We start from the raw sequence: 22,879 nt of genomic DNA, 5'->3' as shown, positions 1-22,879 counted from the left end.
CTTCTAGCCTGTATAGTTGTTTTCCTTAGCCTGTATGAATTTCCTGCCAAAAAAAAGGATATTCTTCGGGAGTATTAGCTAAATTTTCCTTCACGGGATTTTCTCGAATATATTGCCAAGTATTCAAAAATTCTTCTTCGTTTCTCATAATTCGATCGTACCTTTCTTCATGCCATACTATACCCTGATGATTCATCACTTTAGGAATTTGTTTAGCACTATAACTTTTAACGCTATGAAGGATACTACCAACAGACCAATATTCACCATTAGACTTAGGAAAAGGTTGCATTAACCAGTGAACATGATCAGGCATAATCACTATAGCAAAGGTATGGTATCTTCGATCGTTTTGATGACGACTTTCATCAAAAAATAAACAACAATTTAAAACAATTTGCCTAGCAGAAGGATTTAATTCTAAACGTTTATAAGTATTGAAAGTGATGAAATAAATTGAACCATCTAACTCCCAATGAGGCAACTTTCTTCTTGTAATTTTGAGAGGAGAATCACTATAATTCATAAATTATAACCCCCGTAAAACAGCCTTCTAGGCTGTCTCTATCATCTTCTTTCACGGGCAAGATGCCCGTTTTACGATTCGGTGATTGAGAGATTAGCCTAGTTCACAATACAATAGCAGAATGTCAAAATATTATATTAACTTAAAGGATCGATCGTGACTGAACAGAAAAGCTATAAAGATACAGTAAATTTACCAAAAACAGGCTTTGACATGAGAGCCAATGCCGTCAAAAAAGAGCCAGAATTACAGGAATTTTGGGCAAAAGAGCAGGTTTATGAGAAATTAGGTCAAAATAATCCTAAAGACTTGTTTATCCTTCATGATGGACCACCCTACGCCAATGGTAGCTTACACATGGGACACGCATTAAACAAAGTCCTCAAAGATATTATCAATAAATACAAGCTATTACAAGGTCATAAAGTTCGCTATGTACCCGGATGGGATTGTCACGGACTGCCGATCGAGCTTAAAGTATTACAGAGTTTAAAGCAGAAAGAAAGAGAAGCCTTAACCCCCATTACCCTTCGTCACAAAGCTCGTGATTTTGCCTTGAAAGCCCAACAAGAACAAGCTGAAGGGTTTAAACGCTATGGCATCTGGGGAGATTGGGAAAATCCCTATTTAACTTTATTACCTGAATATGAAGCCGCCCAAATCGAAGTATTTGGCAAAATGGCGTTAAACGGCTATATCTATCGTGGCTTAAAACCCGTGCATTGGAGTCCAAGTTCGCAAACCGCTTTAGCTGAAGCTGAGTTAGAATATCCTGAAGGGCATACTTCTCGCAGTATCTACGCTAGTTTTACCTTGACTAAGTTAGGGGAAAAGGCTCAATCTTTAGCGGAATTTATGCCTAATCTTGCAGTAGCTATCTGGACGACAACCCCTTGGACAATCCCCGGTAATCTCGCCGTTGCTGTCAATGGGCATTTAGATTATGCAGTGGTAGAAATGATCTCCTCTAACTCTGAAGGGGTGAGGTATCTAATCGTTGCTAAAGACTTGGTAGAGAGTTTAAGCAATACTTTAGGTTGTCAGTTAACTATCAAAACCGTTGTCAAAGGTGCAGACTTAGAATTATCCACCTATAAGCATCCCTTGTTCGATCGAGAAAGTCCAGTAGTTATCGGCGGTGATTATATCACTACGGAATCTGGTACAGGATTAGTACATACCGCCCCTGGTCATGGTCAAGAAGACTATATCACAGGACAAAAATACCACTTGCCTATTTTATCCCCTGTAAACGATCGAGGTAACTTTACGGAGGAAGCAGGAGAATTTCAAGGATTAAACGTCTTAAAAGACGCAAATCAGGCGATTATTGACGCTTTAACCGCAAAAAGTAGCTTATTGAAAGAAGAAGCCTATGCCCATAAATACCCCTACGATTGGCGTACTAAAAAACCGACAATTTTCCGTGCTACAGAGCAATGGTTCGCTTCTGTGGATGGTTTCCGTGACTTAGCATTAAAAGCGATTAAAGATGTAACTTGGATTCCTGCGCAGGGTGAAAACCGCATTACTCCGATGGTAGGCGATCGCAGTGACTGGTGTATTTCTCGTCAACGCAGTTGGGGTTTACCAATTCCCGTGTTTTACGATGAGGAAACAAACGAACCATTATTGAATGAGGAGACGATTAACCACGTTAAAGATATTATCAGGGAAAAAGGCTCTGATGCTTGGTGGGAGTTGTCGGTAGAAGAATTGTTGCCCGAAAGTTATCGCAATAATGGCAAAACCTACCGTAAAGGTATGGATACTATGGATGTGTGGTTCGATTCTGGTTCATCTTGGGCGGCGGTTGCCAATCAACGGGAGGAGTTGAAATACCCTGTGGACTTGTATTTGGAAGGTTCAGATCAACATCGAGGCTGGTTTCAGTCTAGCCTTTTAACCAGTGTAGCAGTAAATGGCATCGCTCCCTATAAAACCGTCTTAACTCATGGTTTCGTGTTGGATGAAAAGGGCATGAAGATGAGTAAGTCGGTGGGTAATGTAGTTGATCCGAATCTCATTATCAATGGTGGCAAAAACCAAAAACAACAACCCCCCTATGGTGCGGATGTACTGCGTTTGTGGGTTGCTTCTACGGATTATTCTGGGGATGTGCGCATCGGTGATAATATCATCAAACAACTTGCAGACGTTTACCGTAAAATTCGTAATACCGCTCGTTTTTTAATTGGTAATTTGCATGATTTTGATCCTAAAAAAGATGCTGTTAGTTATGATAATTTACCCGAATTAGATAAGTATATTCTCCACGAAACCCATTTAGTTTTTAGCGAAATTACGGAAGCCTTTGAGAGTTATCAATTCTTTAAATTCTTCCAAAAAGTACAAAATTTCTGTGTAGTTGATCTCTCTAATTTTTACTTAGATATTGCTAAGGATAGGCTCTATATTTCTGATCCTAATTCCCCTCGTCGTCGCAGTTGTCAAACTGTTATGGCAATCATTCTCGAAAATTTAGCCCGATCGATCGCACCTGTTTTATGTCACATGGCAGAGGATATTTGGCAGAATCTTCCCTATGAAAAGCCTTATAATTCGGTGTTTGAGGCAGGTTGGGTTAAATTAGAACCCCAATGGGTGGAAAACCCTGATTTACTATCAAAATGGGGGCAATTACGCAACATTCGTACAGGGGTGAATAAGGTTTTAGATACTGCTCGTAATCAGAAGTCGATCGGTTCATCCTTAGAAGCAAAAGTATTAATTTATGATACTGAAGGTAAGCTATCGGAAATGCTAACTAACTTTAATCCTACTAATGCTTTAAATGATGGTAACAGAGTTGATGAATTGCGTTATCTTCTCCTTGTCTCACAGGTAGAATTAGTAACGGATGAATCGGCTTTGAGTATTAGTCAATATATCGGGGATATTCAGCTTGAGGATACTATTTTAAAGGTAGCAGTTTTAAATGCTGATGGTCATAAGTGCGATCGATGCTGGAACTATTCTACCACAGTGGGTACTTTTAGCGATGAACCTTTGATTTGCGATCGATGTAAGGAAGCCTTAACGGGTAATTTCTAATTTATTAGTTAAAATGGAGAAATAAACTAACTTAAAATTTCTCCATTGATCATGATAAAAATAAGTAAATGACAGAATATAAATTTACACAATATTTTGAAAATGATGTTTTATTAAAACGTCCTTATCTCAAAAAAGAATGGTGTATTCTTGTTATCGAAAATCCATTAAAATGTGAACCACAAGAAAATAATTGATTTCTTTTTTGGGGTATAATTCCAGAATTTGATAATAAAATTTTAGGAATAGATAATTTACAAGGAGAAGCCGCACAAGCTGGGGCAGGTTTCGGAATAATCTTTATTTTGATTATTTGGGCAATTGTTTCAATTCCTTTAGCTATTATTGCAGGAAAAAAATAGGTTTTAATTTCTAACGTATTGTTTTTATCTATCCTGATTTTTAAATTTTAAGTTACAATTGCCACTAATTAATAGTATAATTTTTATAATCAGGATATTTTTTGATATAAAGAATAAAAATATGACTATTACAGAAATCAAAAAAGCAGTTGAACATTTATCTATCATCGAACAAAAAGAGTTATTTCATTGGATAGATGAATACAGAGAAAATCAATGGGATAAACAAATAGAGGAAGATTTAGAGAATGGAAGATTAAATAAGTTAATTGCACAAGCTAAACAGGAATTTAAAGAAGGAAAATGCCAGAAAATATAAGTCATTATACCAGTTCTAGCTTTTGGCAATCCTATTATGAATTACCCCTAAAAATTCAGAAAATAGCAGATCAAAAATATAAATTATTGAAAGAAAATTCTCGTCATCCTTCATTAAAGTTGAAAAGAATTAGAACTTTATGGGCTGTTAGAGTTACTGATAATTATAGGGCTTTAGGTGTTGACGAATCTGATGGTATTTTATGGTTTTGGATTGGGGATCACGATCGATATGAACAGATTTTATCAGATTTATAATAGATTAGTCGATCGATGTAAAGAAGCCTTAACTGGTAATTTCTAATTTATTAGTTAAGATGGAGAAATAAACTTAGGATATAAGTAGTTAAAATTTCTCCATTTCATTCACTCATAAAAAATCAGTGACTAAAGAACAAAATAACAATAATTCTTCTATCTGTAAAAGATGTGAATATATGGGGGAATTTTTCTCTCCTAATCTGAACAATCCCCTAAAAGTTTGTGCTTATAAATGTAAAGGTTATAATGCCTTAGCTACTTTTGCATGGGATAAAAATAAACCTTGCCCTCCATCTTTTGATGGTAATTTTCCAGGTCCTTAGATCATATCATTATAGGAGAATAAAAAATGTCAAATTTAGAAAAAGGCTTACTAGCTTTTGAAGAAAAAAACTATCAAGAAACTCTTATTTTATTAAAACCATTGGCAGAAGAAGGAAATCCAGAAGCACAATGTATTTTAGGAAATATTTATCATTTAGGTTTAGGAGTTAATCCTAATACTCAAAAAGCCGTTAAATGGTATAAAAAATCAGCGAAACAGGGTTATTTAATAGCTAAAAATAACTTGAAAACAATTTACTTAATGGAGGAAATAGGCAAAGAAGCCTTAACGGGTAATTTCTAAACACATAGGGTGGAAATTTCTCACCCTTTATTATCAAAAAATTAATGGAAAACTAAATATGAATAAAAAAGACTATGAAGATTTTATCGATAAGATTTTAATGCCCCAGTTGACAAGAGAAATTGCTACAAAATTAATAGTTTATAAAAATTTAATTTTTATTTTGATGTAAGTATTATTTAATAAGAGTTATAGCATTTTATTTTCTCCTAATTTATCATAACTATTGTAGAAGAGTCATATTTTATGAGCATTTTAAATATTATTAATCTGGGGCAACAAATAAATTCCCGTTGGTTATGGCGTAATCTTTCTTTTAATTTGCATTCTGGAGAAAGTTTAGGATTGGTAGGGGCAACGGGTACAGGTAAAAGTGTCCTATTAAGATCGATCGCACATTTAGATACGCCTTTAGAGGGAGAAATTATCTATCGAGACAAAAATATTCTTTCTTGGGATATACCTTTATATCGTTCTCAGGTGATATACTTACATCAACGCTCAGTGATGCTTGAGGGTACGGTGGAAGATAATTTAAAATATATTTATCGTTTAAACATCCACACAAATCGCCGTTATGATACCTCTAAAGTAACTCAATGGTTAGACTTGTTCGATCGAAATCTCTCTTTTTTAGGGCAATCTGCCAGTAATTTATCGGGGGGTGAAAGTCAGATAGTGGCTTTAATTCGTGCTTTACAAATTGATCCCATGATACTATTATTAGATGAGTGTACTGCCTCTTTGGATGCCAAAACTACCGCCCAAGTGGAAAATTCGATCGAATTTTGGTTACAGGAAAATCCGCAAAGGGCTTGTATCTGGACAAGTCACGACAGTAATCAGATCGATCGTGTTACTGATAAACAATTAATGCTGAATCATGACTGATAGAGATGTATCAAAAAAATTTAAGCGATAATCTTATCTAAAAATTGCTATCCTCTACAATACGAAAAAAAATTAATTATCGGTTTGTAGTAACGGCTTTAGCCATTTTTCTCTTCAATTAAAATCGAAATTGATGATATTTAATTAATATTTTGGTGAAGGTGGGCAGAAAAATTTTCTGCCCCTACAATTTTGATATTATGTCACTGTTTATTCTTGTTTATTCATAATCAATTTTGTTTTAAACTCTATATATAAATCTAAGCTCGATCGAGCCTCATTTTCTGTTTTAAAAACTAGACAATTATTCCAATATTTTAAGGCTTCTTCCTGTTGATTTTCCTTATCTAAAATTTCCGCCATGACATAATTACTCAGGGGTAAATTAGGATTAATTATTAAACTTGTTTCGATATATTCCTTAGCTTTTAAGTTATCTTCTGCTAAAAAATAACTATAACCTAAATTAGTTAATAACTTACTTTTAATCTCCTCATTATTTACCTCATTTAAAACATTCAGAATCTTCTCTTTCACCGTCTTAATTTCACCTTGCACAATTAAAATATCAGTAATTTTCACTAGAGCCTGATAATTATTATTTTGCTCAAATCCCTGTTGAAAATAATTTATTGCTGATTCCCATTCTTGCCTTTTCTCATAAACTAAGCCTATATTGTAATAAATATTAGCTAAATTGTTATCGAATTTTAAGGCTGTTAAAAAGTACTTTTGAGCAGTATTTAACTCCCATAATAAATAAGCATCGTAACCTCGGTCGTTAAAATAAATTCCTAATTCTTTATTCAATATATGATTACTAGGTAAATTTTTTTCCTCACTAATTAAGCCTAATTTTTGCCATAAGTTACCTAAAGTTAAATTCTTAAAATCTGGATTTTCGATGATTAATTTACTTTTCAATTTTAAGTGCTTTTCTAAATCAATTTTAATATTATTACCTAAAATAAATTTATTGTTCTGAGTTTCATTCTTCTCTTGTAACAATCCATCTTTAAGCATTTTTCCCACCATAATTAATACTTCCCCTAAACCAATATCAGGAAAAATATCCCCTTGAATTTGCCCTAAATTAATTCCTTGTTGATTTAACAATAAAACATATAATAATTGTATCTGTTGCTCAGATAAGTGAGATAAATCTAAGGTGTCACTTTCAATCTCAGTTGAAATCTCAGTTTTATCGTTCTGGTTTTGACGATATTTTTGATATTCCTCGACTAATCTTTGTTGTAATTTAGCTAATTTTCCCGGTCCAAAACCGAATATCTGGAATTTTTTATAAACCTCCCCTAATCTCTTTTGTAAAGCATCCTTACTAATGCCTAAGTCTTTGGCGATGTCATCGAGGGATTCTCCTTGAATTGCCCTATTTAAAACCTCTGATTCTCCTTCGGTGATGCCAAAATGCTTGGTTATGTTTTGTAAAAATTTTGCAGGTATCATTTTTCTTCTCTTTAGTTAATACTCAACCTACTCATTTATCAGGAAAGCAATGAAAAAGATATTGTGTCATTGCGAGGTACGAAGCAATCTCCGAAACCTGTTTGCCGATGAGTAAATTGAATATTCCCATTATAACCTCATTTAAAAGATTTTTCCTCACCTCTTGACAATCTCACTTATCTGAGATTAAAATAGAAACATCAACATTCAAATAAAAAAAAATTATGAGTAAGTGGCGAGAAAGGGCAAGATCGATCGTAGATACGACATTATCGCAACGGAAAACTCTTGATAATAGCAGTATTGAAACTGACAACATAAAAACCAAAGATACTGAGACAGAAGAGATAAAAGTAGCGAAAAACTGGAGACAAAAATTATTCGCTCAAAGAAAGAGAATTGGTGTCGGTAAACAAACATGGAAAAGAGTTAATTGGGTTGGCATATTTTTTAGAAAAAGTGAATCACCGACAATGGGTGAAATTATTATTTCTGTCTTTGGAATTTTAATTATTTTAACTGTGGTTTCTCTCTATATTTTAGGCTTGTTTTTTGAGGTAGGAGATTGGTTAGGTTCGATCGTAGAAACAGTAACTTTTTTTGTTAACGGTTTTTCACGAGTATTTTTTCATTCAGTGTCTCACGGTTAACCACAAAAAAAATTAATTTCCGTAAATCTTGCATAAATTAGCAAAGTTCGACTGATAAGTAAATAGATAGAAAATTTGCTTGACAATAATATTAGTAAACATGAATTAATTAAAGGTAAATCGTTATGACAGACTCTAATTGGAATCCCGAAATTGAAGGGCAACAAGTCAGAATTAAAAACAATCCTAGTAAAAAAGGATTGACTACAGGGAAGGTGAGAAAATCCGCAGGGCGTATTTTAGTAGAAGTAAAATTTGGCACTAATGAAAAAAGTTACAAGCAGTATGAACAACTGGAATTGTATCAAGACAATGTGAGTATTCGAGATTTATTAGCACAGGGTAAATTCGGTAAACCTGATGATTTGAGAAGGATTCTTACGTTAGAAAAAGTAAAAGGGGAATTAACTAATATTTTTTACAGTATGGAGGCTAGTAATACAGATTTTTACCCCTATCAATTCAAGCCTGTATTAAAATTTTTAGATTCTCCCGTATCTCGATTGTTAATTGCCGATGAAGTAGGTTTAGGTAAAACGATCGAATCTATGTATATTTGGAAAGAATTACAAGCAAGAGAAGATGCCCAACGTTTATTAATTGTTTGCCCTGCAATGTTAAGAGATAAATGGAGAGATGATTTAAAGAATTTATTTAACATTGATGCGGAGATAGTCGGGGCAAAAGAGTTATTACAAAAAGCGAAATTAGTTACCCAAAAAGGAAATAAAATTTCTTTTACTTATATCGCTAGTTTAGAAGGATTAAGAGTTAAAAATTGGAATGAAAAAGATAAAAATAAACAAGAAAAAAAAGGTGCAAGGTATGATTTAGCTCGATTATTAGAACAAAACTCTCGTGATTACGAAGAAGCAAATATTAATAATATTGATATTTTTGATTTTGTGATTATTGATGAAGCTCATTATTTAAGAAATTCAGAGACAGCTAATAATAAATTTGCTCAACTTTTGAGGGATACAAGCAAAAATTTAATTTTATTAACTGCCACACCTATTCAAATTCGTAGTGAAAATTTATATCAATTACTCAAACTAATTAGCCCCGATGATTTTTTCGATCAAAGAACTTTTGAAGAAATGTTGCAAGAAAATAAATCAATTATTAATGCCCTTAGATTAATGTGGAAAACTTCTCCTAATTTAGACGAAATAAGAGATGTGATTAAAGAAGCCTCTAAGTCAGATTATTTTAAGGAAAGTAAGAGATTTAAAATACTTTTTGATGAATTATTCGAGTTAGAAAATATTAGTCATAGTCAACAAGTTAAATTTAGTAATCTTCTGGAAAATTTGTCTTTATTAGGGCAATTTATGACTAGAAATAGAAAGCGGGAAGTTTTACCTAATAGAGTGCAAAGAAAACCTCAAACTCTTACGGTAAAATTTACTAAAATAGAAAAGCAAGTATATGAATATATCACTTATAAAATTCGTATTCAAGCATTAGGAGAATCTAAATTTAATGTTTTTCGATTAATGGCTCGTCAAAGAGAAATGGCGAGTTGTATGGTTGCCGCTTTAGAGTTTTGGTCAAATAAAAAAATTAATGACAATACAGAAGAAACACTTTTACAAAATATTCTCAACGCCGATCATAGTGAATATACTTATTCTGACGATGAACAAGAAGAAAATTATGAAATTTATGGTTCACAATTAGATGAAGAAATAAATAAAAATAATTATACAAAAACACATTCTAAAAATGTTGCTTGGAAAAAGCCAATTAATCCATTTCCTTTTCAAAAAGAAGAATTAACTAAGTTTATTCAAGATTTAAGAATAGTTGATACTAAATATAAAGAATTAGTTAAATTTATCAAGGAGCAATTAGTTGCGAATAATCAAGAAAAATTTGTTCTATTTGCTTTTTATCGTAATACTCTTTCCTATTTACAAGAGAGATTAGAAAAAGATGGTATCAAAACTTTTTTAATTCAAGGTGGTATGAAAAGAGAAGAAAAAAGTGAAATTCTCGATAATTTTAAGAATAAAAAAAATATCTCAATTTTACTGTCTTCAGAAGTGGGTAGTGAAGGGATTGATTTACAATTTTGTCGTTTTATTATTAACTATGATTTGCCTTGGAATCCGATGAAAGTTGAGCAAAGAATCGGAAGACTCGATCGACTTAATCAAAAACATGAAACAATTAGTATTGTCAATTATAGTATTCAAGATACGATCGAACAATATATCTTAGAAAAACTTTATGAAAGGATAAAAATTTTTGAAAATAGTATTGGAGATATAGAGGAAATATTTGGAGAAAAAACTGAAGAATTAATTTTAGAATTATTAAATCCAGAATTAACAGAAGAAGAACTAAAAAAACGAGCTGAAGAAACGACTTTAGCTATTCAATCGGAGATGGAACAACAAAGAACATTGGAAGAAGAAGCGATGAATTTAGTAGCTTTTTCAGAATTTATTTTAAATTCTATTAACAATAGTAAAGAGCAAGGAAGATGGTTAAAATCAAAGGAATTATTATCATTTGTTGCAGATTTTTTCAAATTAGAATACCCCGGAACGGTAATCACTCCCAATAAAAATAATATTGGCGAACTTTATGAAATCAATTTATCTTCTGAAGCAAGAACAGATTTAAAATTATTTACTCATCAATCTCCTTTTTCTACTAGAACAGTACTTTTTGCTCAATCAGTACCATGTTTTTTTGATCCTAAAAACACGAAAGCAATGGGAAAAAATTATGAATTAATTGATTCAACTCATCCTTTAATTCAGTGGATAAAATATAAATATACAAAAGATAATTTAATTAATTCTTTTTATAGTATTTCCGCTTCTACATTATCAATAAAAGAAATTAATAAAAAAGATATTAAGCAAGGTATTTATTTTTATGTAGTTCAGAATTGGAAATTAGAAGGATTAAGAAAAGAAATTCTTTTGGCTTATAAAGTTATGTCTTTAGAAGGAATATTTTTATCCGATGATGATGCGGAATATTTAATCAATAAAACTGCAACTTATGGTCGGGCAAAATATAATATTTCTAATGTAATCAACCTAGAAAAAATTATCGAAATTTATGAACAATGCGAAGAAGAATTACAGATTGATTTTGCGAATCGAGAGGAGGAATTTCAAGCCGAAAATGAAGATCGTTGTAATGTACAACAAAGATCAGCCAAATCTTACGCAGAAAGAAAACAAATCTTTTTTGAAAAAAGAATTGAACAATATTTATCTGAAGGTAAAAAAACAATTATTCCTGCGGAGGAAGGAAAACTTAAAAAAGTTCAACAGAACCTAGATTTCACCTTAAAAAATATTGACTTAAAACGTCAAGTTACAACATCAAATCCAACTTTAGCGACTGGTTTAATTTTTATTGAGGACTAAAAAAATGAGTGATTTATTTCTAAATTTAGGTATTGATTTTGGTACAAGTTTTACAAAAGTTTGTGTAAGAGACATCGATCGTGAGAACTCATGGATTGTCAATTTTGCAGAAGACAAAAAACAAGTTAACGATGCTTTATTACCTACTAAAATTTTGATTAAAAATGATGGTAATTTATTAACAGGATTAACTTTATCAGAGTGGAAAACAGTAAACACGAATGAAGGAATATTAGTTGATTTTGTGAAAATGCGATTAGCTAATATTGATTTATCACAAGAAGAAAAAACCTACTCTTTTGATCAGTTACCCCATTACAAAAAAAATGACTTAAATACTCCTGAACAAATAGAAAATCTTTGCACTTTTTATCTCAGTTGTATCATCATTAAAGCTAAGAATTGGGTATTAAAAAATAATTCTGACTTAGTTAAAAACTTAGATATTAATTGGTCAGTAAATGTGGGAGTCCCAGTTAAATATTTTGATTCTTTAGCCATTAACAGATTTAAAAAAGTCATTCGTTTAGCATTATTATTAACAGAAAATCATCCTAATAATTTTCAAGAATTATGTCAAAGAATGAAAGAAAATCGTCAAAAATTAACTGAATTAAGTATGAATAAAGCTGATAATGAAATTCCCATTGCAGGATTCGCAGTTCCCGAAATAAAAGGGGCTATTTATTCTTATACTATTTCCCGTCAAGCTAAAGATGGTATTTATATCTTTTTCGATATTGGTAGTGGTACAACGGAAGGAGTTTCTTTTCGTTTTTATAGAGAAGATGATATTCCTAAAATAGAGTTCTATTCGGGAGAAGTCGAAGCTATTGGAATAAATGCTTTGGCAAAAAAAATAATTAATAATACTGATTTAGAAGAATCAAAAATTGTGAGTTATTTACAAAGAAAAGATGTTTTATTTCTTCAATATATTGATAAATATTCAAGAAAAATATCTCGTTCACCAAATACTGGTGAAATAGTTGTATATAAAAAATCAAATGTTACTATTACTGCTGAAAATATCAAATCAAAATTAAAACAAATTAGTAATGATAAAGAAAAATTGTGTTTGTATAGTATTCTTACTATGTATTTTATTCGTAAAATGGTTGCAAAAGTCATTGTAAGTTGTAAGAAAAAAAATCCTGAATATTTTGAAGCAAAAGTAGAACACAATCAAAATTTAACCGTTTTTATCGGTGGTGGCGGACAGCCCTCATATTATTATCAAGATACAATCAAATCTACCCATATAGCTTTTAATCAAGAAAGGTTTGATATTCCACCTTATAAACTTAAAAATGTACCATATCCCGGCGGAGGGTTAACTGAAACAGAAGATTTTAGTATGAGTGGTATTTCTCCTAAGTATTTTCATCGTTTTGCTATTGCTTATGGTTTATCTATTCCAGATGGAGAAGGTGCAGAAATCGAAGGTTTTCCATCGTTGTATAAAGAAAAAAAACGAGTCGAATCTCAACCTTATATGCCTGAAATTGGTCGTTATTCAGATGATCATAGTTCTATGTAAAGTTGATCATTATTATTAACAGTTCGATCGAACTCAATTTTAAACTCGATCGAATCTTTAAAATCATCTATAACTTTTTGGTGGAGGTGACATTTTCCCGTAGGGGTTGAATAATATTCAACCCCGCCTCATCAAGAAATCTTATTAATACTTTATATCTATGAAGAGAAAAAACAGAAAAATTTTTCTCAATTATTTAATTTTGCTAAAATATAATATTAAAATTATAGTTAATTGAATTTAATATGTCACAACAACAAAGTTTAAATGCTATTTTTGAAAATGGTGTTTTTCGTCCTTTAACTAATTTTAATTTTCCTGAAGGAGAAAAAGTTAAGATAACCATAGAAGCCGAAAAAATGTCAAAAAAAAGTTTTCCTCAAAATGGAATTATTGCTCAATTAACCATTAATCCTCTAAAAATTCCTAACTTTCAACCGTTAACAAGAGAAGAAATCCATGAGCGTTGATTCTCAATCTTATTTTATCGATTCTAATATTTGGTTATACCGTTTTATTGTTAATCCTAATGATCTTAATTCAATAAAAAAACAACAAATTGCTATTGAGATTACCAGTAAAGATAATCTTTTTATTAGTACACAAGTTATTAACGAAGTTTGTTTTAACCTCATAAAGAAGGCTAAATTTAATGACTTTCAAATAGATAATTTAATAAAAGAATTTAATTTAGGATGTGAAATTTTATCTCTTGATTTTTTGACAGTAGAATACGCCGTAAAATTAAGAAAAAATTATTGTTTATCTTTTTGGGATAGTCTTATTGTTGCTAGTGCTATTTTGGGAAATGTCAATATTATTTATTCAGAAGATATGCAAAACAATTTAATTATAGAAAATAAAGTAACAATCATTAATCCTTTTAATTACTCTTGATGGTTCGATCGAATCTTTAAAATCATCTATAACTTTTTGGTGAAGGTGGCATTTTTCCGTAGGGGTTGAATAATATTCAACCCAACCTCATCAAGAAATCTTATTTAACCATAAAGAATTGAGCAATAGTTAGAAATTTGATCGAATTGGAGAGAGATCGATCGTTCTTTAGTGGTTATTGGACTTAATTTTTATTAATATTTCTTCTTGATTCTGCATAAATCGACAAAGTTCGACTGATAATTATATATAGGGAATAAATAAGGAGGTAACAACAATGGCTAAAGGAGATCATTTATACTATAGTTTTGTGTTTGATGGTTTTCCCATTACCCATCATGGAATTGATTGTGGAGATGGGTGGGTAATTGAGTTTGCAGAAAGACAGGGAAGAAATATTGTTACACAAACTCCCTTAAAAGATTTCTATTCTAAGGGAAAGGTATATGTTAAGTCTTATGAAAAATGCGATCACCCAAATATTGTGGTGGGTAGAGCGGCTGAAATGTTCGGACAAACTAATTACAACCTATTTACAAATAATTGTGAGCATTTAGCAACGTATTGTAAAACAGGAACAAAATTTAGTATACAAATAAGTATTATACCTAACCCTGTAATTAATATTTTGAGATTTTGCTTCTCCTAACACCTCTCCTTCTGTTGCTTCTCCAGTAATTGCGGTTGTCGGATTGGGTGTAGCGATTTATGGAATAGGGAGAATAGGGTATGGAATTTGGGAATCGTTCTATGAGTAATATAGCTTAACGAAGGCACAGCTACGCAGATCACACTTCAGATTTTAGTAACTTGTTGAAAATTTAATTCTTATATAGCTCTCTTAATTAAGGGCTTTTTTTGTAAATTCGATCACGAAGTGGCATAGCTTGATCGAGCTTTATCAGAAAAGAAAAATTATTGTTTTATTTCTTAATTTTATCTCATCAATATTTTTTGGGTGGGGGTGGGCAGAAAAATTTTCTGCCCCTACATTTTTCCCAACCTCATCAAAAAATATTATGTAAAATTAAAAAATCGATCGAACAACGCCACTTCACGATCAAACTTAAAATATGGTATTATTATGAATAATTAGACTAAAATGTATCGGTAAATTTAGAATTTTTTGTTCTATGTCAAAACTGCAAAATTTAAAATTATCTGTTCATCAATCCTTAAATGAGTTATCAGAAACGAATATAAAACTCACTTATAAATTTATCACTGATTTGGCGGAAAAGGAAAAGGAAGAAGCAACAAAAGAGTTATTAGAAATTCGTAATTTATTAGAAGATATTGAGTTAGCAAAACAAGATATTTCCAACGGCGAATTAACAGATTGGCGAGAAATTAGAAGTGATGTATAAGGTTGTTTTAACCAAGAAAGCGAAGGTTTTTTATGCTAATGTCGATTCAATTTTGGCTAAAAAATTAGCAAAATGTTTTGAGATTTTAGAAAATAATCCCTTTCAACATCCTAATATTAAAGCCCTCAGAGGAATTAGCCCAAACTTTAAGAAAAAAATCATAAAACTTAGATTTTGCTGTTAGCTTAACCATGTCTGATAATTATATATTTCTTGATTATTTTCAATTAGGTGGGGCAATATTACTAATCCTCATCAACATTATTTTATCCCTTTGGTTAAGACTAGGGTTAGAAAAATCTCTCCTCATCGCTTCCCTAAGAATGGTAATTCAATTACTTCTTATCGGTTATATTTTGGAATGGTTATTTAACCTTTCTAATGCTTGGTTAGTAATTTCGATCGCACTCCTTATGGCAACCATCGCAGGAATATCCGCCGTTAACCGCACTTCCCGAAGATTTCCGAGTATTTATTGGCGTAGTTTAATCTCCGTCTTAATATCCTCATTTTTGATTACTAATTTATCGGTAGCAGGAATTATCAAAGTTGAGCCTTGGTATAATCCTCAATATCTGATTCCCTTATTAGGTATGATTTTAGGAAATACTCTCACGGGCATATCCCTCGGCTTAGATAAATTTATGGATAACCTCGTGAAAAATCGTCATCAAGTGGAAACCCTTTTATCTTTGGGCGCAACCCGTTGGGAAGCAACTCATCAAGAAGTCACATCCGCCATCACTACGGGCATGATTCCTATTATTAACTCCATGATGGTAATGGGTTTAGTTAGCTTACCCGGTATGATGACAGGGCAAATTTTGGCGGGGGCAAATCCTTTGAATGCTGTTCGCTATCAAGTGGTAATTACTTTTTCGATCGCTTCCGCCTGTGCTTTAGGTACACTGATGATAGTATTATTAGCTTGGATTGCTTTGACTACTCCTAACCATCAATTAAAAATCTCGATTTTGTACAATACTAAAAAAAATTAAGCATATTAAGTATCTTTGGCTTGTAGTAAAGGGCTTCAGCCCTTAAAATATCGATGATTAAAGAAATAAAAAATAACGAAAGAACACTATTAATTACACAAAAGTATGAATCGAAATCTCAGCAAAATTCGTAAAAATTTACGTTTGTTAATTATTGTCCTTATTCCTAGTACGATAATTTTGTATTTATTAAGGGGATTTGGCATCCTGAGTTTTGTTTCAGGAGGATTTTTTTTATTTTTAATAATTGCTTCTTTTTTCTCTTTACTTACTTTTTTGGTATTGAAAACCTATTAGACATCTTGACAAATACAGGCAAGATGCCTGTTATACCGTGATAAAATTATATTTTTTTGAGAAATCTATTAGACTTCCTCACTTTTCTTATTACCCATTACTGATTATTAATTACCAACCTTTTTCGGCTTGAGAAAGAACATAAGTAGCTACATCTTCAATTTGTTCGGGGGTTAATTTCTGTCCGAATGCAGGCATTGCCGCTTTACCCATAGTAATTTGATTCTTGATTTTGTCTAAATCATACATCTCATATTTTTCTAAGTCTGCTTTTTGTAAAGTTTTGGTAGGGTTAACAACATTTCTTCCCCCCATGTGACAAGAAGCACAGTTAGCGGTAAATAAAGACGCACCTTTAGAAGCATCTCCTGCTAAGGCTGGACTCGCAAAAGTAAAACTGACAAGGGTAAATAATAAAACTACTACACTAAGGATTTTTTTCATGGAATTTCGATCGAGATTCTCTATATATTTTGGTCAATCTTGATCTTCTGTAATTTCCTGTTGATTGTCAAAAGACGAGATGTCAAAGTTTGTTACATTTCTCAATAATTTACGATCGATCCCTTTTACGAAATCTGTTATAAATATACTCATCAAGGTTATAATCCGATGTGACAAAATGTATAGTTGCCTCTTGCCTCTTGCCTTTTGCCTACCCTCTCCAAACTCAAGTTATGCCCTCGCCAAGTATAACTTAAGATGTTGGGGCGATGCACTCCCCTAGATTATTTATTATGACAAAATTTACGATCGTCCTTATCAAATCTAATCCTCACTATCAATGTTTAATAGAAACTCAATATATGATTCATTATAGTTTACAAGACATGGGTTTTGATAGCATTATCAGCGATGATTGGCAAATGCTCGATCGACAATATATTATGTTAGGCGTTAATAATCTAGTCTATCCGAATCAAATTGAATTACCCCCCAACGCCATTATCTATAATCTTGAACAAATTTATCCCGAATCACCCTGGATACAATCGGGCTATCTCGATTATTTGTATCAGTATCCTATCTGGGATTATAGTCTATCTAATATTGCTCAATTACAAAAATGGGGCATTAACAACGTTAAATATTTACCTATAGGCTATCATTCTTGTTTGAGTTCGATCGAACATCATCATAATCAAGATATTGATGTATTGTTTTATGGTTCAATTAATCAGCGTCGTCAAAAAATCATTGATGAATTAGAAAAAGAAGGAGTAAAAGTAAAAACACTTTTTGGAGTTTATGGAGAGGAAAGAAACCGCTATATTGCTCGAAGTAAAATTGTTTTAAATATGCATTTTTACGAAGCTCAAGTGTTTGAAATTGTTAGAGTTTCTCACCTATTAGCAAATCGATTTTTTGTTATTTCTGAAAAGAGTAATAATTCTCAGGAAGAAAGTTATTTTCAAGAGGGATTAGTTTTTTCTAATTATGAAAATTTAGTTTCCACTTGTATTGAGTACCTAAAAAATGATAAACAGAGAGAAAAAATTGCCAAAAATGGTTATCATTTAATCAAAAGTCGTCCTTTTAATCAATACTTAAAACCAATAATTAATAAACTTTCTTCTCATCAACATTATCAATTTATTAAAGACTTCTATCGCAAAAATCAAGCTAAAATTGCTTTTGAGCAAGGAAATTATTTAAGTTCGATCGAACTATATCAAAAAAGTTTACAAGTTGACTCAGATTGTTTAGAAAGTCATGTTTATTTGGCATTAGCTTTGTTATATAATAATGATAATTTAGCATCACAATTAAGTTTATATTCTCTAATTTCCGAAATGGAAGAAAAAGGGCAAGATATAATCTTATTAACTGAAAATATAATAAAAATATTAAGCAATGAAATTGAACGACAAGTATTATTAAATAATCAGGAACTAGCAGATAAGATTAAAGCATATATTGAAGATTGTTTTTAACAACCTAAGAGGCATTCAACTGGCATTAATATTAAATTCATGAGTAATAACAAAGTTTGGCTATACGACACAACCCTAAGAGATGGAGCGCAAAGGGAAGGTATCTCTCTCTCTTTGACAGATAAATTAAAAATAGCCCGTCAATTAGATGACATGGGTATTCCTTTTATTGAAGGAGGGTGGCCTGGGGCGAACCCAAAAGATGTACAATTCTTTTTACAGTTACAAGAGCAACCCCTAAAACAAGCTCAAATTGTGGCTTTTTGTTCTACCCGTCGCCCAAATGAATTACCTGAAAACGATCGACTGTTAAAGGCAATTTTACAGGCAAATACCCAATGGGTGACAATTTTCGGCAAATCTTGGGATTTACACGTTACAGAGGGCTTAAAAACCTCTCTGGAAGAGAATTTAGCCATGATTCAAGATACGATCGAATACCTCAAATCTCAAGGCAAACAAGTAATCTACGATGCTGAACATTGGTTCGATGGTTACAAAAACAACCCCGAATACGCCCTATTAACCCTAAAATCTGCTATCAAAGGGGGTGCGCAGTGGCTCGTTTTTTGTGATACCAACGGCGGTACATTACCCCATGAAATTAGTCAAATTGTGGCAGAAGTAGTCACTAAACTTAATCTTAATATCGATGATACTCATAGTCCTCAATTAGGTATTCATACTCATAATGATAGCGGTACAGCCGTAGCTAACGCCCTCTCCGCCGTCTTAGAGGGTGCAAGAATGGTACAGGGTACAATGAATGGTTACGGGGAAAGATGCGGTAACGCTAATTTATGTACTCTGATCCCGAATTTACAGTTAAAATTAGGCTTTAAATGCCTAGAACCTGAAGAATTGACCAAATTAGCACCTAATAGCCGTTTAATCAGCGAAATCGTCAATTTAGCCCCTGATGATCACGCTCCCTTTGTAGGACGATCGGCTTTTGCCCATAAAGGAGGTATTCACGTTTCCGCAGTAGCTAGAAATCCTTTAACTTACGAACATATCGAACCCGAAGCGGTAGGCAATGAAAGAAGAATTGTCATCTCTGAACAGGCAGGATTGAGTAATATTTTAGCAAAGGCGAAAACCTTTGGCATCGAATTAGACAAAAATGATCCTATCTGTCGAGAAATTCTACAAAAACTGAAAACCCTTGAAAGCGAAGGCTATCAATTTGAGGCGGCGGAGGCGAGTTTTGAGTTATTATTACGATCGAGCCTTAACCAAAGAAAACCCCTATTTGCCATCAAAGGCTTTCAAGTACATTCTGATATTTCGATCGAAAATGAAATCCCTTATACCCATGCCTTAGCAACCATTAAAATTGTAGTGGACGGTGAAGAATTATTAGAAGTCGCCGAAGGAAATGGACCAGTTTCCGCCCTCGATCGAGCCTTGCGCAAAGCCTTGAGCAAATTTTACCCTGAAATCGGTAATTTCTATTTAACGGATTATAAAGTGCGTATTCTCGATGGTGCTTCTGGAACTTCTGCTAAAACCAGAGTTTTGATTGAATCTAGCAATGGTAAACAACGGTGGACAACCTTAGGAGTTTCTACTAATATTATTGATGCTTCCTATCAAGCAGTAGTCGAAGGCATTGAATATGGTATCTTAATGAATGTAGAATGTACAATGTAAAAATATTCTTTTTTCTGTTTCGACATCGAACAATTATACAAACCCATGACCTCTTTACCCGAAAGCACTAAACATAGATTACAACGTATTCCTCAAATTCCCCATGTATGGGAGGGCGATCGTCTTCCGATTTTGGGAATGATGGATAATCTTGATCCCGAATTAGCCAATGAAGGAGAATGTATTATCTGGGTGGATGGTTCAGAAGGTTTTGTTCGATCGATGGAAGTAACTAGAAGCACCACAGGACCAGAAGCCATTGTTAGAGCCTTATTAAAAGCCATTGAAAGTCCCCATAACCCCGCCACACCTGCACGTCCTCAGAAAATTGTTGTGAAGGATCGAGAGTTACAATTTTTCTTGCGGGGAGTATTAAGAGATTTAGATATTGTGGTAGATTATCAACCAGAATTACCTCTGTTAGATGAACTGTGGCAGAATTTTCAAAATATTCGCCCTGATTTAGAAACCAAAATCGCCCCCGAATTATCCTCAGCCTTAGTAGAAGAAGCCTTAAACTCTATCTGGGAAGAACAACCTTGGTATATTCTCTCAGAAGAAGAAATTATCACCATTGAAATTAATAAATGGGGTGTAGAAAATCTCTATGCTTGTGTTATGGGAATGATGGGACAAGAATTTGGCGTTGTCTTATATCGATCGATCGAATCCCTTAAATCCTTCCGTCAAAGAGTCATCGACTTAGGAGACTCCCCCGACGATGAAGACTTAGAAGCAACCTTCTTACAGCAAGATTGTTGGTTTATCAACTTTTCTCAGGAAGAAAACGAAAAACAAACCAGCGATTGGGATGAATTTTTAGAAAGTGATGTAACCCCGATTTTTGGAAGTATTCACCCCTACGAAGGTATTAGACCTTTAAAAGAAGAAGAAGAAGTCTATCCTATTTATATTGCCATGAAAGCCTTAGGAAGATTTATCGATGAATGTGAGGAAGAATTAGGAGAAGATGACGTAGAAGAATTAATTGTTCGTGAATACGCCTTAGAAACTCCCCTCGAAGATTCATGGTTAACCGTGACAGTCAAGACTATGCCCGAAGTCACCGCCGAATTTCGTGATATGTTTGAAGATGATGACGATGATGACGATGATGAAGATGACGATGATGAAGCTATTAGAGATGATTTAGTGCCATCAGGTACATTAGTATCATTGGCGAGGATTGATCAAAATATCTTTTTAGATTATTTAAGTGATAAATCATTAGGGCATATTCCCCCTGACATTTTTACTAAAATCAAAAATAAATCAAAAAAAGATTTGTTACCTGTTATTCTCTTACAAACTACTCGCCCAAAAGCACAGGTAATCATTGAAAGATTAAAGGATGAAAATGGGGTTACTCAAATAACTTTCAACGAAGGATATGATCCTTATGAGGATGAAGAATATACTTTAGGTATTCTCAAAACCCAAGAAGAAAATCTATATGTTTTCTCACAATTTCTAGTGCAGAAAGGAGACTCTTTTCCTAAGAGACTGCAACAATGGCAAAAAGATGTCGGTAAATTTGATGGTTATTGCGGTATCTTAATTGCTATGGGTGCGACTGGTGCATCCCGTGGAGAACCACAACGGAAAGACCTTTTATATTTATTCTATGGTGAATTAGTCAAAAGTGACACCCTAGGTTTAGAACGTTTAATCCTGCAAATCCAATAGTTCAAAATTATGCGTTTACCATTACCAAAATTAAACAATAATGAGCAAAAATCAGATCATATTGGAGAAGTAATTGAAACCTCGACGATCGAATTTTTAGCCCAATGTTTAGAGCCTGAAGAGCTAAATTTCCCCGCTATGCCCCCCTTTGGTAGTTGGGTAAAATCCTTTGATGAAGAATCAGGCAACAAAATCTATTCCCTCGTTACCAACGTTACCACAGCACCTATTGATTCAGTTCACAGGGCAAGGGCATTAGGGTTAACTTTAGCAGAATTAAAGGAACAACAACCGCAAATTTTTGCTATGTTAAAAACTGAATTTCGGGCAGTAATTATTGGCTTTGAAATACCAAATACTAGCGAAAATAATCCTTATAGTCCTGCTAACGGTAATATCTTTCAATACTTACCTCCTCGCCCTCCTCAAATTCATCAAGCGGTGTTTCATTGTACAGAGGATGAAATCGTTAAATTTACCAATAATCCCGATTTTTTAAGGGTTTTATTACAAGTGCAAAACACTCCCGTAGAATCTCTCATTGCGGCAACCTTACGAGAAACTTATCGATTACGAGGGCTCGATCGAACTTGGTTAGTCAATGCAGGACGTACTTTGAGCGTTTTATTGAAAAACGACTATGACTGTCTAAAGTATATTTTAAGTCAAGTACACTGGTAAATCTGAGTGAACTATAAAATGATGAAGATAAGAGGGGTGGGAAAGTTAGTTAGGGTTTGCTGAATAAATCAAAAGGTTATTAAAGATAACGCTTCAAAATCTTGATTTTTCATTCTTTAACCTGACACCTGATACCTACCCTCATCAAAATACTTTTTGTGCATCCTGTGACATCTCCCACACTGACCTAACGGTACAGATGTGGGCTTCTTAACTTCGCAATTAAGAGTTTCTGCTTCACAGGACGGCACTAGCCTTACAGACAAGTCCACAA

22 protein-coding genes are annotated in these 22,879 nt (G+C 33.0%); 19 read left to right on the top strand and 3 right to left on the bottom strand.

What is annotated here, in order from left to right; genetic code table 11:
- Nucleotides 1-25: 25 nt before the first annotated feature.
- Nucleotides 26-526, bottom strand: coding sequence for an REP-associated tyrosine transposase (locus ACN4EE_RS01625; RefSeq protein ID WP_431704652.1), 501 nt, complete (start codon nucleotides 524-526; stop codon nucleotides 26-28).
- Between the two features lie 156 nt (nucleotides 527-682).
- Between ACN4EE_RS01625 and ileS the strand changes: the two genes are divergently transcribed.
- From ileS to ACN4EE_RS01590, 7 genes are all read left to right on the top strand, one after another.
- Nucleotides 683-3,580 (top strand): isoleucine--tRNA ligase, encoded by a 2,898-nt coding sequence (gene ileS, locus ACN4EE_RS01620; protein ID WP_431704651.1) that lies wholly within the window; start codon nucleotides 683-685, stop codon nucleotides 3,578-3,580.
- A 68-nt stretch (nucleotides 3,581-3,648) separates the two neighbouring features.
- Nucleotides 3,649-3,777, top strand: a complete 129-nt coding sequence (locus ACN4EE_RS01615) for a hypothetical protein (RefSeq protein ID WP_431704650.1) — start codon at nucleotides 3,649-3,651, stop codon at nucleotides 3,775-3,777.
- 286 nt (nucleotides 3,778-4,063) lie between these two features.
- A complete protein-coding gene (locus ACN4EE_RS01610; RefSeq protein ID WP_431704649.1) occupies nucleotides 4,064-4,261 on the top strand; it encodes a hypothetical protein in 198 nt (65 codons plus the stop codon).
- Nucleotides 4,246-4,518: a ParE family toxin-like protein gene (locus tag ACN4EE_RS01605; protein WP_431704648.1), complete on the top strand. Its 273-nt coding sequence runs from the start codon at nucleotides 4,246-4,248 to the stop codon at nucleotides 4,516-4,518. Before ACN4EE_RS01610 ends, ACN4EE_RS01605 begins: the two co-directional genes overlap by 16 nt.
- 125 nt (nucleotides 4,519-4,643) lie before the next feature.
- Nucleotides 4,644-4,844, top strand: a complete 201-nt coding sequence (locus ACN4EE_RS01600) for a hypothetical protein (RefSeq protein WP_431704647.1) — start codon at nucleotides 4,644-4,646, stop codon at nucleotides 4,842-4,844.
- Nucleotides 4,845-4,870: 26 nt separating this feature from the next.
- Nucleotides 4,871-5,149: a tetratricopeptide repeat protein gene (locus ACN4EE_RS01595; protein ID WP_431704646.1), complete on the top strand. Its 279-nt coding sequence runs from the start codon at nucleotides 4,871-4,873 to the stop codon at nucleotides 5,147-5,149.
- A gap of 246 nt (nucleotides 5,150-5,395) precedes the next feature.
- A complete protein-coding gene (locus tag ACN4EE_RS01590; protein WP_431704645.1) occupies nucleotides 5,396-6,040 on the top strand; it encodes an ABC transporter ATP-binding protein in 645 nt (214 codons plus the stop codon).
- 210 nt (nucleotides 6,041-6,250) lie between these two features.
- On the opposite strand, the gene ACN4EE_RS01585 is transcribed toward ACN4EE_RS01590, so the two are convergent.
- A complete protein-coding gene (locus ACN4EE_RS01585) occupies nucleotides 6,251-7,507 on the bottom strand; it encodes a hypothetical protein (RefSeq protein ID WP_431704644.1) in 1,257 nt (418 codons plus the stop codon).
- 224 nt (nucleotides 7,508-7,731) lie between these two features.
- On the opposite strand from ACN4EE_RS01585, the gene ACN4EE_RS01580 reads away from it, so the two are divergent.
- The 8 genes from ACN4EE_RS01580 (at nucleotide 7,732) to ACN4EE_RS01545 (ending at nucleotide 16,354) form a co-directional block, all read left to right on the top strand.
- Nucleotides 7,732-8,157, top strand: coding sequence for a hypothetical protein (locus ACN4EE_RS01580; protein WP_431704643.1), 426 nt, complete (start codon nucleotides 7,732-7,734; stop codon nucleotides 8,155-8,157).
- 125 nt (nucleotides 8,158-8,282) lie between these two features.
- The gene (locus tag ACN4EE_RS01575) at nucleotides 8,283-11,552 is read left to right on the top strand and encodes an SNF2-related protein (protein WP_431704642.1); all 3,270 of its coding nucleotides are present in this window, start codon (nucleotides 8,283-8,285) and stop codon (nucleotides 11,550-11,552) included.
- 4 nt (nucleotides 11,553-11,556) lie between these two features.
- Nucleotides 11,557-13,092: a hypothetical protein gene (locus ACN4EE_RS01570; RefSeq protein ID WP_431704641.1), complete on the top strand. Its 1,536-nt coding sequence runs from the start codon at nucleotides 11,557-11,559 to the stop codon at nucleotides 13,090-13,092.
- 245 nt (nucleotides 13,093-13,337) lie between these two features.
- Entirely contained in the window at nucleotides 13,338-13,562 is a 225-nt protein-coding gene (locus ACN4EE_RS01565) for an antitoxin family protein (protein ID WP_431704640.1), read from the top strand.
- The gene (locus tag ACN4EE_RS01560) at nucleotides 13,552-13,989 is read left to right on the top strand and encodes a PIN domain-containing protein (RefSeq protein ID WP_431704639.1); all 438 of its coding nucleotides are present in this window, start codon (nucleotides 13,552-13,554) and stop codon (nucleotides 13,987-13,989) included. The genes ACN4EE_RS01565 and ACN4EE_RS01560 overlap by 11 nt, the downstream gene beginning before the upstream one ends.
- Before the next feature lie 277 nt (nucleotides 13,990-14,266).
- Nucleotides 14,267-14,638 (top strand): lecithin retinol acyltransferase family protein, encoded by a 372-nt coding sequence (locus ACN4EE_RS01555; RefSeq protein WP_431704638.1) that lies wholly within the window; start codon nucleotides 14,267-14,269, stop codon nucleotides 14,636-14,638.
- Nucleotides 14,639-15,122: 484 nt separating this feature from the next.
- The gene (locus ACN4EE_RS01550) at nucleotides 15,123-15,356 is read left to right on the top strand and encodes a hypothetical protein (protein WP_431704637.1); all 234 of its coding nucleotides are present in this window, start codon (nucleotides 15,123-15,125) and stop codon (nucleotides 15,354-15,356) included.
- A gap of 191 nt (nucleotides 15,357-15,547) precedes the next feature.
- Entirely contained in the window at nucleotides 15,548-16,354 is an 807-nt protein-coding gene (locus ACN4EE_RS01545) for an ABC transporter permease (RefSeq protein WP_431704636.1), read from the top strand.
- A gap of 408 nt (nucleotides 16,355-16,762) precedes the next feature.
- Here the strand turns inward: ACN4EE_RS01545 and petJ are convergent, their stop codons facing one another.
- Nucleotides 16,763-17,095: a cytochrome c6 PetJ gene (petJ, locus tag ACN4EE_RS01540; protein WP_431704635.1), complete on the bottom strand. Its 333-nt coding sequence runs from the start codon at nucleotides 17,093-17,095 to the stop codon at nucleotides 16,763-16,765.
- Between the two features lie 293 nt (nucleotides 17,096-17,388).
- Here petJ and ACN4EE_RS01535 point away from each other — a divergent pair, with 293 nt between their 5' ends.
- From ACN4EE_RS01535 to ACN4EE_RS01520, 4 genes are read left to right on the top strand one after another with little or no spacing between them, the layout of a single operon-like run.
- Complete coding sequence (locus tag ACN4EE_RS01535; protein ID WP_431704634.1) at nucleotides 17,389-18,585, top strand: glycosyltransferase family protein; 1,197 nt, start codon at nucleotides 17,389-17,391, stop codon at nucleotides 18,583-18,585.
- A 39-nt stretch (nucleotides 18,586-18,624) separates the two neighbouring features.
- Nucleotides 18,625-20,238: a citramalate synthase gene (cimA, locus tag ACN4EE_RS01530; RefSeq protein ID WP_431704633.1), complete on the top strand. Its 1,614-nt coding sequence runs from the start codon at nucleotides 18,625-18,627 to the stop codon at nucleotides 20,236-20,238.
- A gap of 45 nt (nucleotides 20,239-20,283) precedes the next feature.
- Nucleotides 20,284-21,924, top strand: coding sequence for a DUF6930 domain-containing protein (locus tag ACN4EE_RS01525; RefSeq protein WP_431704632.1), 1,641 nt, complete (start codon nucleotides 20,284-20,286; stop codon nucleotides 21,922-21,924).
- 9 nt (nucleotides 21,925-21,933) lie between these two features.
- A complete protein-coding gene (locus tag ACN4EE_RS01520; RefSeq protein WP_431704631.1) occupies nucleotides 21,934-22,605 on the top strand; it encodes an HAS-barrel domain-containing protein in 672 nt (223 codons plus the stop codon).
- Nucleotides 22,606-22,879 lie beyond the last annotated feature (274 nt).

It is taken from the genome of Geminocystis sp. CENA526 (assembly GCF_050753365.1).
GTDB lineage: Bacteria > Cyanobacteriota > Cyanobacteriia > Cyanobacteriales > Cyanobacteriaceae > Geminocystis.
The sequence above is the reverse complement of the archived record's forward strand: the minus strand, read 5'-3'. Positions and strand labels throughout refer to the sequence as shown.

Bases quoted from the DNA above. Each gene is read 5' to 3' on its own strand.
- petJ (WP_431704635.1), bottom strand. From the start codon at position 17,095: ATGAAAAAAATCCTTAGTGTAGTAGTTTTATTATTTACCCTTGTCAGT.
- ACN4EE_RS01595 (WP_431704646.1), top strand. From the start codon at position 4,871: ATGTCAAATTTAGAAAAAGGCTTACTAGCTTTTGAAGAAAAAAACTAT.
- ACN4EE_RS01590 (WP_431704645.1), top strand. From the start codon at position 5,396: ATGAGCATTTTAAATATTATTAATCTGGGGCAACAAATAAATTCCCGT.
- ACN4EE_RS01625 (WP_431704652.1), bottom strand. From the start codon at position 526: ATGAATTATAGTGATTCTCCTCTCAAAATTACAAGAAGAAAGTTGCCT.
- ACN4EE_RS01525 (WP_431704632.1), top strand. From the start codon at position 20,284: ATGACCTCTTTACCCGAAAGCACTAAACATAGATTACAACGTATTCCT.
- ACN4EE_RS01535 (WP_431704634.1), top strand. From the start codon at position 17,389: ATGACAAAATTTACGATCGTCCTTATCAAATCTAATCCTCACTATCAA.
- ACN4EE_RS01550 (WP_431704637.1), top strand. From the start codon at position 15,123: ATGTCAAAACTGCAAAATTTAAAATTATCTGTTCATCAATCCTTAAAT.
- ACN4EE_RS01545 (WP_431704636.1), top strand. From the start codon at position 15,548: ATGTCTGATAATTATATATTTCTTGATTATTTTCAATTAGGTGGGGCA.
- cimA (WP_431704633.1), top strand. From the start codon at position 18,625: ATGAGTAATAACAAAGTTTGGCTATACGACACAACCCTAAGAGATGGA.
- ACN4EE_RS01605 (WP_431704648.1), top strand. From the start codon at position 4,246: ATGCCAGAAAATATAAGTCATTATACCAGTTCTAGCTTTTGGCAATCC.
- ACN4EE_RS01585 (WP_431704644.1), bottom strand. From the start codon at position 7,507: ATGATACCTGCAAAATTTTTACAAAACATAACCAAGCATTTTGGCATC.
- ACN4EE_RS01615 (WP_431704650.1), top strand. From the start codon at position 3,649: ATGACAGAATATAAATTTACACAATATTTTGAAAATGATGTTTTATTA.
- ACN4EE_RS01610 (WP_431704649.1), top strand. From the start codon at position 4,064: ATGACTATTACAGAAATCAAAAAAGCAGTTGAACATTTATCTATCATC.
- ACN4EE_RS01565 (WP_431704640.1), top strand. From the start codon at position 13,338: ATGTCACAACAACAAAGTTTAAATGCTATTTTTGAAAATGGTGTTTTT.
- ACN4EE_RS01520 (WP_431704631.1), top strand. From the start codon at position 21,934: ATGCGTTTACCATTACCAAAATTAAACAATAATGAGCAAAAATCAGAT.
- ACN4EE_RS01555 (WP_431704638.1), top strand. From the start codon at position 14,267: ATGGCTAAAGGAGATCATTTATACTATAGTTTTGTGTTTGATGGTTTT.
- ACN4EE_RS01570 (WP_431704641.1), top strand. From the start codon at position 11,557: ATGAGTGATTTATTTCTAAATTTAGGTATTGATTTTGGTACAAGTTTT.
- ACN4EE_RS01575 (WP_431704642.1), top strand. From the start codon at position 8,283: ATGACAGACTCTAATTGGAATCCCGAAATTGAAGGGCAACAAGTCAGA.
- ACN4EE_RS01560 (WP_431704639.1), top strand. From the start codon at position 13,552: ATGAGCGTTGATTCTCAATCTTATTTTATCGATTCTAATATTTGGTTA.
- ACN4EE_RS01580 (WP_431704643.1), top strand. From the start codon at position 7,732: ATGAGTAAGTGGCGAGAAAGGGCAAGATCGATCGTAGATACGACATTA.